Annotated in this window: 13 protein-coding genes and 2 pseudogenes; 7 read left to right on the forward strand and 8 right to left on the reverse strand. The window is 62.8% G+C overall.

Annotation, left to right across the window (positions count from 1 at the left end):
* From LPA36_RS25035 to LPA36_RS25060, 6 genes and pseudogenes are all read right to left on the reverse strand, one after another.
* Positions 1-110, reverse strand: a pseudogene (locus LPA36_RS25035) (IS3 family transposase); the annotation flags it as partial.
* A gap of 125 nt (positions 111-235) precedes the next feature.
* Positions 236-406 (reverse strand): annotated as a pseudogene (locus LPA36_RS29545) (hypothetical protein); the annotation flags it as partial.
* Positions 403-1929: a TIGR02677 family protein gene (locus tag LPA36_RS25045; protein ID WP_228882714.1), complete on the reverse strand. Its 1527-nt coding sequence runs from the start codon at positions 1927-1929 to the stop codon at positions 403-405. The pseudogene LPA36_RS29545 and the gene LPA36_RS25045, both read right to left, overlap by 4 nt.
* A gap of 370 nt (positions 1930-2299) precedes the next feature.
* Positions 2300-2728 (reverse strand): type II toxin-antitoxin system VapC family toxin, encoded by a 429-nt coding sequence (locus LPA36_RS25050; RefSeq protein WP_228882716.1) that lies wholly within the window; start codon positions 2726-2728, stop codon positions 2300-2302.
* The gene (locus LPA36_RS25055) at positions 2728-3027 is read right to left on the reverse strand and encodes a hypothetical protein (protein ID WP_228882722.1); all 300 of its coding nucleotides are present in this window, start codon (positions 3025-3027) and stop codon (positions 2728-2730) included. Before LPA36_RS25055 ends, LPA36_RS25050 begins: the two co-directional genes overlap by 1 nt.
* Before the next feature lie 519 nt (positions 3028-3546).
* Positions 3547-4491: an AraC family transcriptional regulator gene (locus tag LPA36_RS25060; RefSeq protein ID WP_228882723.1), complete on the reverse strand. Its 945-nt coding sequence runs from the start codon at positions 4489-4491 to the stop codon at positions 3547-3549.
* Between the two features lie 186 nt (positions 4492-4677).
* On the opposite strand from LPA36_RS25060, the gene LPA36_RS25065 reads away from it, so the two are divergent.
* Positions 4678-5139, forward strand: coding sequence for a (2Fe-2S)-binding protein (locus LPA36_RS25065; protein WP_228882725.1), 462 nt, complete (start codon positions 4678-4680; stop codon positions 5137-5139).
* 2 nt (positions 5140-5141) lie between these two features.
* Positions 5142-7352 carry a xanthine dehydrogenase family protein molybdopterin-binding subunit gene (locus LPA36_RS25070; protein WP_228882727.1) on the forward strand — a complete coding sequence of 737 codons (2211 nt, stop codon included), beginning with the start codon at positions 5142-5144 and terminating at the stop codon, positions 7350-7352.
* Positions 7353-7864: 512 nt separating this feature from the next.
* Here the strand turns inward: LPA36_RS25070 and LPA36_RS25075 are convergent.
* Entirely contained in the window at positions 7865-8647 is a 783-nt protein-coding gene (locus LPA36_RS25075) for an NAD(P)H-dependent oxidoreductase (protein ID WP_228882729.1), read from the reverse strand.
* Between the two features lie 85 nt (positions 8648-8732).
* On the opposite strand from LPA36_RS25075, the gene LPA36_RS25080 reads away from it, so the two are divergent.
* Positions 8733-9626, forward strand: coding sequence for a LysR family transcriptional regulator (locus LPA36_RS25080; RefSeq protein ID WP_228882731.1), 894 nt, complete (start codon positions 8733-8735; stop codon positions 9624-9626).
* 60 nt (positions 9627-9686) lie between these two features.
* Here LPA36_RS25080 and LPA36_RS25085 read toward each other — a convergent pair whose 3' ends face one another.
* Positions 9687-9845 carry a hypothetical protein gene (locus tag LPA36_RS25085; protein ID WP_176954241.1) on the reverse strand — a complete coding sequence of 53 codons (159 nt, stop codon included), beginning with the start codon at positions 9843-9845 and terminating at the stop codon, positions 9687-9689.
* A gap of 432 nt (positions 9846-10277) precedes the next feature.
* On the opposite strand from LPA36_RS25085, the gene LPA36_RS25090 reads away from it, so the two are divergent.
* The 4 genes from LPA36_RS25090 to LPA36_RS25105 all read left to right on the forward strand — a co-directional run bounded on the left by LPA36_RS25090 (position 10278) and on the right by LPA36_RS25105 (position 13235).
* Positions 10278-10670, forward strand: coding sequence for a DnaJ family domain-containing protein (locus tag LPA36_RS25090; RefSeq protein ID WP_228882733.1), 393 nt, complete (start codon positions 10278-10280; stop codon positions 10668-10670).
* Positions 10667-11239 carry a tRNA adenosine(34) deaminase TadA gene (gene tadA / locus LPA36_RS25095; RefSeq protein WP_267478909.1) on the forward strand — a complete coding sequence of 191 codons (573 nt, stop codon included), beginning with the start codon at positions 10667-10669 and terminating at the stop codon, positions 11237-11239. Before LPA36_RS25090 ends, tadA begins: the two co-directional genes overlap by 4 nt.
* A gap of 37 nt (positions 11240-11276) precedes the next feature.
* Positions 11277-12203, forward strand: a complete 927-nt coding sequence (ldcA, locus tag LPA36_RS25100) for a muramoyltetrapeptide carboxypeptidase (protein WP_228882735.1) — start codon at positions 11277-11279, stop codon at positions 12201-12203.
* A gap of 321 nt (positions 12204-12524) precedes the next feature.
* Positions 12525-13235 (forward strand): GntR family transcriptional regulator, encoded by a 711-nt coding sequence (locus LPA36_RS25105; protein WP_228882737.1) that lies wholly within the window; start codon positions 12525-12527, stop codon positions 13233-13235.
* The last annotated feature ends 30 nt before the right edge of the window (positions 13236-13265 follow it).

A 13265-nucleotide genomic window follows, 5' to 3' on the forward strand; every position in this document is an offset into this window, starting at 1 on the left:
TTTGCCTGGTAGCGGTAGCAGGTCTCACTTACGCCAAACGCCTCACAGGCCGCCCGTACGCTCATCGCCCGCTCCTTGACTGCGCGGATGGCCATCTCGCGTCGACGAGATCTGGCATACGCAAGGCTCGGGGAAGAGTCTGACGATGGTGTTCCTGGTGCGCAAGATGCGCGCCGAGACGCGCGCCTTCCCGTTCGATCTGCAGTGCCCAGCCGGTTTCGCGCGAGAACCATTCGCGCAGGACATCTGCTTGCCGGCGAACTGCGGAGAAGTCCTCGTGACCAGGACTCATGAGCGGATTCATCAGAAGGGCGCGCACGGCGCTTCGAAATTCTTCGCGCTGGTAGCGGTGCTGTTGTTGCTCGATGTCCTGGCTGTCGAGGTCTGCCATGCCTGACTGCGTCATTGGACTGTCTCCTCGACCCGCGAGATCGTGATCACGTGGTCGCGGCCCGCGAAGACGCCGCGGGGCGTCTCGATAACCGCACGGCTGTCGGCTGCGAGCGGCTGCAAGTGGATGTGGAGCAGTCCGTCGCCGGTCATTCGCTCGACGGCTGTATCCGGGTGAGGCTGGTCGGTCAACGCTTCGCCGAGCAGGTTCAGGAACAAGTCGAAAGCGTGTACGTCGAGCGTGCCGAGGTCGGACAAGCGGATTGGCGCGCCGGTGGCAAGCCGTTCGCGCGCGGCGTCTACCTGTCGCGATTCCTCTGCGAGCTGCGCGGCAAGCAGTGCGCGCGCCCGCGTGCGATCTACGACGCGCGGCAGGGGGCCGCGCGGCGCCGCTTCGCCGTATTCACGTAGCCGCGGATGGATTTGCAGCGGCGGCGCGTCGGCCCAGCGGGTGCTCGCTGGCAGGGCGGCATCGGCCGCTGGGTTGAGCGAGAAGTGCCGCGCCGGATTCAGAGCGAACGCGGCCCGGGCGAGCCGGTGTGCGGCGGAGTCATCGGCGCAGGCGTCGAACCAGTAGGCGAGGGTGCGAAAGTCTGCCGAACGGTCGCTGCGGCCGCTACGCCGCTCGTTGAGCGCGGCAATCGCGTTCAGCAACTGCGGGATGGCCGAGCGCGCCCGTGCCCTCAGCAGTTCCGCCTGCGGAGGTTCGTGACCGTTGCTGAGAAACCAGCCTCGCAAGCCCTTCCAGCGTTCCCGCCATGCCTGCCAGCTCCGGCTGCGCGAGTCGCCGGCGTCATGTTGTGCATCGCCAGGGGCCGCATCTCGTGCTTCACGCTCGGCGACGAGCCACAGCATGGAGTCGATGCGGGGGCTCAGCGCCAGGATCAACCGCGCGATGGTGTCGGAGCGTCGCACGAGATCGCTCATGAATCGTTCCAGATAATCGATCAGCCGGGTTTTATAAGCCGCGATTGCGCGCGCCTCGGCCTGCTGGAGTTCGATGCTGCGCGCGACACCGGCCATGAAGGCCTGCGCATTGTCGGTGAGACCTTCGAACACACGTACCAGATCACGGAGGTTCTCATGGACCTTGGCCGCATCCGGTTCTGCCTGGTTGCAGAGCACCTCCAAAGCCTTCAGGCGGCTGGCGATGTCCTCGAGCGCAACGGTCTGAAGTTCCGCCCGGCGCTTCAGCGTCCTCGCGAAGACAGCCAGTGCGGACTCGACTGCCTCGCCGCCCTGCGAAAGCCGGTACAGGAAGCGGGCCCGGTAGAAGTCGCTCAAGCTCGATACGCGTGCGGTATCCGGCTGCGATTCGAGATTGCCCCACGCGGCAAGCTGGGTCAGCGCCGTGGTCACGTCCTCGAGACGCGGTGCCGTGTCGGACCAGGCTGCCTCGGCGAGGACTTCGTCTGGCCGCAGTTGCAGGCGATACTGCCGTTTGGCTGCGGCGAATACGTCCATGATGCAACGGTAGAACGCTGCCTTGTCGGCGCTCACATGCCGGAAGAGGTCGGCGGTATCGATTGATGCGGGCATCGGCGTTTCGGCTCCCGGTTGCCTGTTGTCATGGGCTTATCAGTGCGCCATCAGTCTTGTCTGCTGGCGGCCTGCCGTCCTTGCGTGGAGGCGCCCAGGTTGCCGCTTGCCCCGTGCCCGATTCGCTGGATTCCGGGCGCGGAGTGGGCGTTTCGTGTTTCGCTTTCGTCTCAGAGACTCGCCGTTTCTTGTGAAGGACTTCTCCATGAGCAACGCTGAAAAAGATGCATCAACGTGCTTCTCGAATTTGCCACCACCCTGACCTGTCGCGACGACACGGGCACTCCCGCGCATTTGACTCCTGGTGACCCTCGTTCCAGTTCAAACACGTCTTCGTAGAAGATCATGTCAGTTGACCGAATGCTGCTGATCAAGCACGTGCCCGAACAGGATTGAACGTCTCGACGCCAGGAAAGTCTCTTTCATTCTCGGTCACTACGACGCAATGGTTGGCCTCGGCGATGGCCGCGATGATAGTGTCGAGTGCGCTCCCTGGCTGTCCTCTGGTCTTTGCATCGGCCATCAGGCGAGCCCAAATAAGACTGGCGCTTTCGTCGAAGGAAAGTACGCGCCCGGAGAACAGTGATTGAGGACCTTCAGGCCCGAAAAACCAGGCGTCGAGTTGATCACGCCGTTTGCCCGCCGGCTTCTCCAGCAAGCGCCGACGAATCTCTGCGACCGTAAGGGAGGCGATGAAAAGGTCTTCGTCGTTCTGTTGTGCCATCCACATCAGCAATGACCCGGATGGGGTTGGTTTGGTGACGTTGCTGATGATGTTGGTGTCGAGCAGGTAGCGCATCAGATCTCTACGTGACGTCCTTCATCGCGTGAACGAACCAGCTCAATATCGGTTTCTACCAGCGGAGAACGCCGCAGAGCCGCCAGGATTCCGCCTTTTGCGGGTGGGCTACCAGAGATGGTTTGGCTTACTACAACACGCAGTTGTGAGGCTTGAGGGCTATCTTCTGCCAGGCGGCGGGCCAACGAGCGGATGAGATCGCGATCAGCATCGCGGCCCAGCACTTCAAAGCGTGCAAGGCCACGCTCGCTGAGGCGAGTGCGATAATTCTGAATAGCGCGATTTTGCGATGTACCCATGATGCCCTCCGGATATATCCAGTAATATAACCGGGAATCAGGATTGGAGCAAGGGCCGCTGCCGCCGGGCTACTGCTAGATATTTGCTCTGAGGCTCGGGCCTTGATCGTCTCTACAGCCGATGACTTCAGGCGGTCAGGATCGCCATCGTCCCGCCGTCCACACAGGCTCCAGCCTCGGATTGACGATCGAGCGGGAGCAATTCAGACTGCTCTGCAGTCGTCTGAAGACATCGAGATTCTCCTGCTTTTCCCCACAAAATCAAGGGTCTATTGCGTGGTGCGGTCTAGATGCAACTGACAACAGCCGGGTGCTGCCGACGGCGTGTTTGACGGTATAACATCTAAATGACTCGCCCCCGGGCGTCGAAGCGCGGGCGAGCCGGCAACGCATGTACGAGCGAACGCAGACGATGCCGGGCGCTCGTACCTGGCGCCGGTCGTCAAGGCCGCGAATGATCGCAAAGCGGTCGAGTTCGTTCGGACGTACAGGGCGACACCGATTCGTCATTTTTTGCCTCTATTCCTGAAACTCCAGCCCATCCCAACGCTTCAACCGCGCGATGTCGCGAAGCGGCGGCGCGCCGAAGTGCCGGCTATATTCACGGCTGAACTGCGAAGGGCTGTCGTAGCCGACCCGGGTCGCCACCGATCCGACATCTCCGCTATGCCGGAGCAGCAATCTGCGCGCTTCGTGTAGCCGCAACTGTTTCTGATATTGCAGCGGAGTCAGTGTCGTGACGTTCTTGAAGTGATGATGGAGCGACGACACGCTCATGTTCACCGCCTGTGCCAGCGTTTCCACCCGCAAAAGCTCGGTGTAGTGATTCTGGATCCACTCGATTGCCCGCGCGATCCGGTACGTCTGACTCCCGTTCACCGCGACCTGCCGCAACCGTTTTCCCTGCTCGCTCGTCATTAGCCGGTAGAGCAGTTCCTTTTCAATGAGCGGCGCGAGCACGGGAACGTCACCCGGAGTATCGAGCAATCGCACGAGGCGCAATACCGTATCGAAAACCGATGCCGACAACGGGGCCACGGCGATGCCTTCGCCTGCCGACGCGGCATCCGGTTCAGGCAGGCGCAGTTGCGTCGCCAGTTCGACGATCCGCTGCGGATCGAGCGTGAATTTCACGCACAGATAAGGCGCCTCGGGCGACGCCCGCGTTACCTGCGACATCACCGGCAGATCGACGGATGTCACGAGGCAATGCAGATGATCGTAGAGGTACGCCTGCCCCGCGACCATGACCCGCTTGGCGCCCTGCGCTGCGAACACGAATGCGGAACTCGTCACGCCGCAGCCGAGATCCACCGGCTGCGAGTAGCGATAGAACGTGAGCGACGGGATCGCCGTCTGATGGGTGCCGTCCGTCGGCGCGAAGCGGCTGATGAGCGCGGCGAGTTCCCGGCGCGCGGTTTCGCGTGTCGCCAAAGGATCGGGCCGGGAGGAATGCGGGTTCATGCGCAGGGAACTCCGTGAACGGAATCGAGCATACCCGACCGCCGCCGGGCAAGCACGGCTGGGCGGCTGGATTTGCAGGATTGTTCAATAAATTTGCAGGATTGTGTAAGCGCAACGGCCGGTGGTCGGGTCACACTGCCGCGTACACCCGGCACCACGTCCGGGCTTTCCCCACGGAGAGGTTCCATGTCTACAACGTTTGTCCTCAACGGCAAGAACGTTACGCTCGATGCCGATCCCACCACGCCGCTCCTTTGGGCGATCCGCGAGGACGCAGGCCTGCACGGCACGAAGTTCGGCTGCGGCATGGCGCAATGTGGCGCCTGCACGGTTCATCTGGAAGGCGAGGCCACCCGCTCGTGCGTGCTGCCGCTCGCGGCTATTGCGGGCAAGCGCATCACGACCATCGAAGGCATCGAAAGCCGGCCCGCAAAAGCTGTTCAGGCCGCATGGGTCAAGCTGCAGGTGCCGCAGTGCGGATACTGTCAGTCTGGGCAGATCATGTCCGCGACGGCCTTGCTCGAACACAACGCCACACCTACTGACGCCGACATCGACGCCGCGATGAACGGCAACATCTGCCGCTGTGCGACCTACACACGTATTCGCGCGGCCATCCACGAAGCCGCTGCCACCCTGAAGGCCTGACCATGACGACCGATCTCAATGTCACGGATCCGGTACGCCCATCGCGCCGGACCTTTCTGAAAGCAACCGGCGCCTTCGCGGCAGTCGGTCTCACCATTGGCTTCGAATGGGCGGGCACGGGCCGTCGTGCGCTGGCCGCCACGATGCCCGAGGCGACCTTCGCACCCAATGCGTTCCTGCGCGTCGCGCCGGACAACAGCGTCACGGTCATCGCGAAGCACGTCGAGATGGGCCAGGGCGCGTACACCGGCATCGCGACGATCGTCGCGGAAGAGCTGGATGCGAACTGGCAGGACGTGCGTGTCGAAAGCGCGCCGGCCGATGCGAAGCGCTACGCGAATCTCGCGTTCGGCACGATCCAGGGCACGGGTGGCAGTTCGGCGATGGCCAACTCGTGGATGCAATTGCGCGAAGCCGGCGCGAAAGCGCGCGCGATGCTGGTCTCCGCCGCCGCCGCGCAGTGGCAGGTGCCTGCGTCCGAACTGACGACGCTCGACGGCAGCGTTCATCACGCAGCCACCAACCGGACCGCGACCTACGGATCGCTTGCATCGGCGGCGGCGCGCTTGCCGCTGCCGGACACGGTCACGCTCAAGTCGCCGAAGGATTTTCGCTTGATTGGCCATCAGTTGCCGCGTGTCGATGTGCCGCCAAAAACCAACGGCACCGCGCAGTTCACGCTCGACGTGACGTTCCCCGGCATGCTGGTCGCGCTGCTGCAGCGTCCGCCGCTCTTCGGCGCGACGGTCAGGTCGTTCGATGCGTCGGCCGCGAAAGCGGTGCCCGGCGTCGTCTCGGTCGTGCAGGTGCCGGGTGGCGTCGCAGTGGTCGCGAAGGGTTTCTGGGCGGCGAAACAGGGCCGTGACGCGCTGAAGGTCGAATGGGACGATTCGAAGGCCGAAAAGCGCAGCTCGGACGCGATCATGGCCGAGTACCGGCAGCTTGCCGGGCGGCCCGGCGCGTCCGCCCGCAAGGAAGGCGACGCGGCACAGGCGCTCGCCGGCGCGGCGAAGAAAATCTCGGCCTCCTACACGTTTCCCTATCTCGCTCACGCACCGATGGAGCCGCTCGACGCCGTCGTCAAGCTCACTCCCAATAGTTGCGAGATCTGGGCCGGCGACCAGTTTCAGACTGTCGATCAGGGCAACGCCGCGCGTACGGCCGGACTCGATCCGCAGCAGGTGAAGATTCATACCCTGTATGCGGGCGGCAGCTTCGGTCGGCGCGCGAACACGCAGTCGGACTATATCGTCGAGGCGGTGTCGATCGCGAAGGCGCTGGGCGCGAACGGCACGCCGGTCAAGTTGCAGTGGACCCGCGAAGACGACATCCACGGCGGCCTCTACCGGCCGATGTACTTCCACAAGCTCGACGCGGGGCTGAGTGCCGACGGCAAGCTGGTCGGCTGGCGGCATCGCATCGTCGGTCAGTCGATTCTGGCCGGCACGCCGTTCGCCAGCGTGATGGTGAAGAACGGGATCGACGGGACCTCCGTCGAGGGTGCGGCTAACGTGGCCTACGCGATTCCGAACGTATCGGTCGAACTGACGACCACGCAGACGGGCGTTCCCGTGTTGTGGTGGCGGGTGGTCGGCAGTTCACACACGGCATTCGCGGTCGAGGCGTTCATCGACGAAGTCGCGCATGCCGCGGGCAAGGACCCGTTCGTCTTCCGCCGCGATCTGCTCGCGCACGAACCGCGCATGCGGGCTGTGCTCGAACTTGCTGCGGAGAAAGCGGGCTGGGAGCCGGGCAAACCGTTGCCGAAAGGCCGTGGGCGCGGCATCGCGGTGGCCGAGGCGTTCAAGACGTTCGTCGCGCAGGTCGCGGAAGTCTCCGTCGACAAGGACGGCAACGTGAAAGTGGAACGCGTCGTCTGCGCGGTGGATTGCGGCACGCCGATCAATCCCGACGTCATCGCCGCACAGATGGAAGGCGGCATTGGTTTCGGTCTCGGGGCGGCGTTGCACAGCGCGATCACACTGAAGGACGGCAAGGTCGAGCAGAACAACTTCGACGGCTACCAGGTACTGCGGATCGCCGGGATGCCCAAAGTGGAGGTGCATATCGTGCAGTCGGGCGAAGCGCCGACGGGTGTCGGCGAACCGGGCGTCGCGCCGGTCGGGCCGGCGGTGGCGAATGCGATCTTCGCGGCCACCGGAAGGCGGATTCAATCACTGCCATTCCCCACCGCTTCGGAAAAGACCACCTGATGGCTGTCCGAAGACGACCCGCCATGTCGTCATGAACTGCGCGTCCTGCGAGCCTGCCGCGCGGGATGCGCGGCACTTTCCTGGGCACGTCGCCGCGATCATTGATGGCGGCAGGGCCTGGGTGTGACGAGGTAGCGTATGCGGCTATGTCAGTCCGGGTACTCGCATGGTCATTGTGTACCGCGCTCGCACGCATCAGGTTATCCGCCTCGGGTTGCATCGCACGTAGTGACGCCGCGCGTAATGCTGGTCTTCGGCTGTGGTCCGACGCGCAATACAAGGGCACCGGCGGCCCGGATTTACACGCGATTAGCGTATCGGTGTGCCATCGGTCTTATCCGCTCGCGCCAGCCGTCCTCGCGCGCAGACGGCCAGGTTGCCGCTTGCCCCATGCGCGATTCGCGGGGTCCCCGGCGCGGACTGGGCGTTTCGTGTTTCGCTCCCGTCTCAGATTCCGGCCTGAGGAGTGGCGCGAAGCACGCTTCGCTCGCACGTTCGAACGCGATGTCCCGTCAGTCTGACGCGACGTGCACCGCGAAGCCGGTTCGATCAGGTGACACGTCCGCTCGAAGCGTGAGCTCGGGGATATCGTACGCGCCGGCATTTTGCGGACGAAATGGGATCGGCGCGGTCTGCGACAGCTTGTCGAGGCGTTCTCCAAGCGATTCGCAGATCGTCGAAAACGACGCTTCATCGATGCGGCTCGTCCGGTAAATCACGAATGGCGGCAGGACATCGAAACCGGGGTAATACAGAATGCCGTGCTGGATCGGAAACAGGATGTCGTCCATCGGACCGTTAATGCCGCGCGGGCCGTAATGGGACGCCCATCCGCCAGCAGTCACGATCAACATGGCTCGCTTGCCGGCCAGCGTGCCTTCCCCATAGCGATCGCCCCAACGCGCATCCGAGTGTTCTCCGACACCGTACGCGAAGCCGTACGCATAGACGCGCTCGACCCAGCCCTTCAGGATCGCCGGCATCGAAAACCACCACAGCGGGAACTGCAGGATCAACGTGTCCGCCCAGCGCAGCTTGTCCTGCTCGAGCGCGATGTCTCTCGTCTGAAGCCCGTTTTCGAACGCATGCTTCGAATCGAGCGAGGGGTTGAAGGGCGTATCGACGGACCTCTTCGTGCTGTCATCGGCGTCGAGCGGCGCCTTCCATTTCATCGCGTACAGGTCTGAAACCTCGACGATGTGACCGGCATCTTCAAGACGCCTGACCGCGAAATTCCTGAGTGAACCGTTGAGCGACCGGGGCTCTGGATGGGCATAGACGAGAAGAACGTTCATGGCTGCACCTACGTTGCTGAAAGACAGCAGGATCGGTCTTCGCCAGGTATATTGGAAATGAATTTCTGATATCACAGGTATTGCAATGACTAATCTCAGGCGGCTTGATCTAAACCTGCTCGTCACGCTTGACGTGTTGCTGGCAGAACACAACGTGACCCGCGCAGCGCAACGCCTGAACTTTTCGCAGCCGTCGGTCAGCGTCCATCTCGCGAGACTGCGCGATATCTTCGGAGACCCGCTGCTGCTGCCCGGGCCAAGAGGGATGCGGCCCACCGCGCGGGCCAACGAACTGCGCGAGCCTTTGCGGCAGGCGCTCGATGCGCTCGAACGCGCCGTTGCGCCGGCCCGTCCTTTCGATCCGGCCGAAGCCAGCCACGTGTGGCGCATCGCCGCTACGGACTACAGCGAATCCACGGTTGTGCTGCCGGCGATGCCGGGGCTACGCGCAGCGGCGCCGAACGCCCGGCTTGCTGTCGTCGAGCTTGCGCCGTCACGCATTGCGCGACAGGCGGAGCAGGGAGAGATCGATCTTGCGTTTCACACCAGCGCGGACGCCCCGGACGGCTTGCGTCGTCGAGCGCTATTTACAGAAAGGTATGTGCTGGCTGCACGCGAAGGCCATCCGCGCCTGAAGCGCCGGCCCACGCTTGCGGAATTCTGCGAGCTCGATCATGTGATCGTGTCGCCGGATGGCGGGGGTTTTCGCGGCATCACGGATGAAACGCTCGCGGAAGCGGGATTGGCGCGGCGGGTCGTGCTTTCCGTTCCGCACTTCCTGTTTGTGATGTCGGTACTGGCGAGTACGGACCTTGTGGCGATGCTGCCGTCACGCCTCGTTAGTGGCCACAGCGCGTTGCAGGTGATCGAGCCACCCGTCGATGTGGCGGGTTACGAGATGGCAATGCTCTGGCATGAGCGCTCGCACCGTGATCCTGCGCACCAATGGTTACGCGAACGTATTGCCGCTTCGGTTTGATCCTTGCACGGCGTCGCGCTTCGCAGTGAGGGCGAGGATGGATCTGACGGGAAAACCGGATTAATCCGTCAGACGAATGCCGAACAGCGTGGCCTGCGACTGGCGGATGCGTTGTGCTTCGCGATGGCGCGCTGCGTACGAGTAGTCCGAATCGAGGGGCAGATGATGCGACGCAAAAAGATCGCTAACCTTTTGAAAGAGTGCGAAAAGATAGCTCATGGCAGTTCCTTGGTGAATGCTGGGTAGAGGGTTTTCCCTTAGACGTAATAATAGGGTTTTCCCTTATAAAAAGCCAGCGGAAAGTCACCGCGCCGGTGTGGTCGTGCGTCGCAGGCTTCCGGGGTGAACGGTAGGGATACCGTTGGTGTTGCGCCGAGCGGGTCAATCTGCACACAAACCAGAAGGCGTAAGCGATTTTGAAACGGTCTGTCTGGAAAGCGCGCCAGCAGCAACAAATAGTCGGGCAGGGCGCATCTCTCGCAGATGCGCACATCGTGCGCCAACCAGCGACGTTCCGTGAGCGGATCGACGGCGCGTTTTCAGGATGTCCGCGGTGGCCACGCAAATAATCGGGGAATCTGTCAGATCGGCGCCGGACCTTACTTCCGGCACCCTGATAGAATGCCAGAGCCTCAACGTGCTGGATTGCTGATGAGATTGCTTGATGCACTGGTCGAACAACGTATTGCCGCCGCCGCCGCGCGTGGCGAGTTCGACGATTTACCCGGCGCCGGCCATCCGCTGGCGCTCGATGACGACGCCCTCGTTCCCGAGGAAGTACGCGTCGCAAACCGGATCCTGAAGAACGCGGGCTTTGCGCCGCCAGCTGTCGAACAGCTGCGGGCGTTGCGCGAGCTTCAGAACGAGCTGACCGCCGTCAGCGACAGCGCCACGCGTGGCCGCCTTCAGGCAAAAATGCTCGCGCTCGACATGGCGCTCGAGTCTCTGCGTGGCGGCCCGATGGTCGTGCCGCACGAATATTGCCGGCGAATCGCTGAACGGCTGTCGGAGCGCGCCCTGGCCGACGAGGCGGCGACGTCGTGAGCGAGCCTGTCGCGGATTCCGCTTCGAACGCGCGCGACCGCCATTTCATGTTGCTTGCCCAGGCTGCCGCCGAGCAGGCACGTGCGGTCGGTGAAGTGCCCGTCGGTGCGGTGCTCGTGCGGGGCGACGAAGTCATCGCGACAGGCTTCAATCACCCGATCGGCGGACACGATCCTTCCGCGCATGCCGAAATGGCCGCACTGCGCGCGGCGGCCGGGGCGCTCCAGAACTACCGTTTGCCTGGCTGCGAACTGTTCGTCACGCTGGAACCCTGCCTGATGTGCGCGGGTGCCATCATGCATGCACGCATTGCACGCGTCGTGTTCGGCGCGCGCGACCCGAAAACGGGTGCCTGCGGCAGCGTCGTCGATGCATTCGCGAATCGGCAGCTCAATCATCACACGACCGTCGTCGGCGGCGTGCTCGAGGATGCATGCGGCGCGGCGCTCAAGGCATTCTTCGCGGACCGGCGGCGCGCAAGCCGTGAAGCCCGTCTGGCCCGTTTGGCAGGCGCGACCGAAGACGCGTCTTTGGGCGACAGTGCATCCACGCCGGCCGAAACGCGTTAATCTGTACCGTCCCCATCACAGCGTTTGCCATTCACCTATGACCGTGCATCGCACCTTCGAATTGATCGCGCCCTCGGGCTATCCACATGATCCGGCTGTCATTCACCGCGCGCTCGGCCGGCTCCGCCAGCAGGGGCATCAGGTCGAGGGCGTGCGCGCAACGGAGCGTCGCTTTCAGCGGTTCGCGGGCACGGACGGCGAGCGTGCCGCGGAAATCAACCATCTGGCGGATCCGTCGCGCAAGCTGCCTGACATCGTGCTGGCCGTGCGCGGCGGGTACGGCGCGGTGCGCATCCTGCATGGCCTCGATTACGAAGGTCTGCAGCGGCGCCTGACGGATCAGCCCGTTGCATTCGTCGGGCATAGCGATTTCACGGCGATCCAGATGGCGTTGCTGGCGCGCGCCGGTCTGACGACCTTTGGCGGCCCGATGCTGATGAGCGATTTCGGCGCAGAGAAAGTCAGCAACTTCACGATGCAGCATTTCTGGGAAACGCTGTCGAAGCCGTCCTTCACGGTGACGAGCCGGGTTCCGCAGGTTCAGTCCGTCGACGTCAACGGCACGCTGTGGGGCGGCAATCTGGCCGTGCTGACATCGCTTGTCGGCACACCGTATATGCCGCCCGTCGAGGACGGCATTCTCTTTGTCGAAGACGTCAACGAACAGCCGTTCCGGATCGAACGGATGATCTACCAGTTGCATCTGGCGGGCATACTCGCGCGCCAGCGCGCCCTCGTGCTGGGCGATTTCTCCGGCGGCAGGCCGTTCGATTACGACAATGGCTACGACCTTAACGCGATGGTCGAGCAGATCCGTTCGGTGATCGGTATTCCGGTGATTACAGGCCTCCAGTTTGGTCACATCGAGGACATGCTGACGCTGCCCGTCGGTGCGGACGCGCAACTCAAGGCGGACGGGCAGGGCTTTACGCTGACTGTCTCCGGATATCCGCATCTAGCCTGAAACCGATCGAGCCGCGAGGAGAGAGCGGGCGTTGCCCGCTTTATTTTCATTTGAAAATCGCAACTAACAGTCAAATATTTAGGCGTCACCCCCTACATTCGCGCTCAACTAGATGGAAAGGTTTGTTGACAAAAAGTTAGCCAGAAACTGCCCGTCCGTTTCACCGTAAAATCGCGAAGGACGCCTTGTTACAGCGCATTTCCCCGCTTCGCGCCACTCCACATCCGTTATCCGATCCAGGGATTGTCGCTAATCCGGTATGAAAATTGTTGACAATTTTAATGTCTATCCTAAGATGACCAACATACCGAGACACACATCATGTCCGAAAACACTTTCGCTCCTTCCGCAGGCATGAAACCCGAAGTGATCGCCGAGCGCATTCGCGCCGCGATCCTCGAACATCGGCTTTCGCCGGGTGCCAAGCTGACCGAGGCGCAACTCTGCGAAGTGTTCGGCGTGAAGCGCGGACCGATCCGTCAGGCGCTTGCGTTGCTCGCGACCGACCACCTGGTCGATCTCGAACCGAATCGCGGTGCGTTCGTCGCAAGCCCGTCGTTGCAGGAAGTCCACGAGGTGTTCGAGATGCGCCGCATCATCGAACTCGCGGTGGTTGAAAAGATTTGCGCCGGGCACGGAATGCGCCGGCTGAAAGGCATCAGCGGCATGATCGGCCGCGAACGCAAGGCGTTCGAAACGCGTGATTTTCCCGCGTGGATCCGTCTGTCCGGCGAGTTCCATACGGAGCTCGCATCTCTGACAGGCAACACGGTGTTGTGTAACTGCCTGAACGGGCTGGTCGCACGTTCAACGCTGATCTCGGCACTGTACGAATCGCTGGGTCGTAGCCCCTGTTCGTTCGAAGATCACGAAGCGATTCTCGCCGCGCTCGACGCCGGCAATGCAGAGGAAGCCGCGGCGTTGATGTCGCGTCATCTGCAAAGCGTGGAACTGAAGATGCTCGATCGCCCGGCAAACGGCGCGGCGGATCTTCACGAAATATTTGGCGTCCGCGCAGGCAAGCGCGTGTAAGCCACTGCATGACAACGGCGCGCCCACAGC

This window comes from Paraburkholderia saeva (assembly GCF_907164555.1).
GTDB classification, from domain to species: domain Bacteria; phylum Pseudomonadota; class Gammaproteobacteria; order Burkholderiales; family Burkholderiaceae; genus Paraburkholderia; species Paraburkholderia saeva.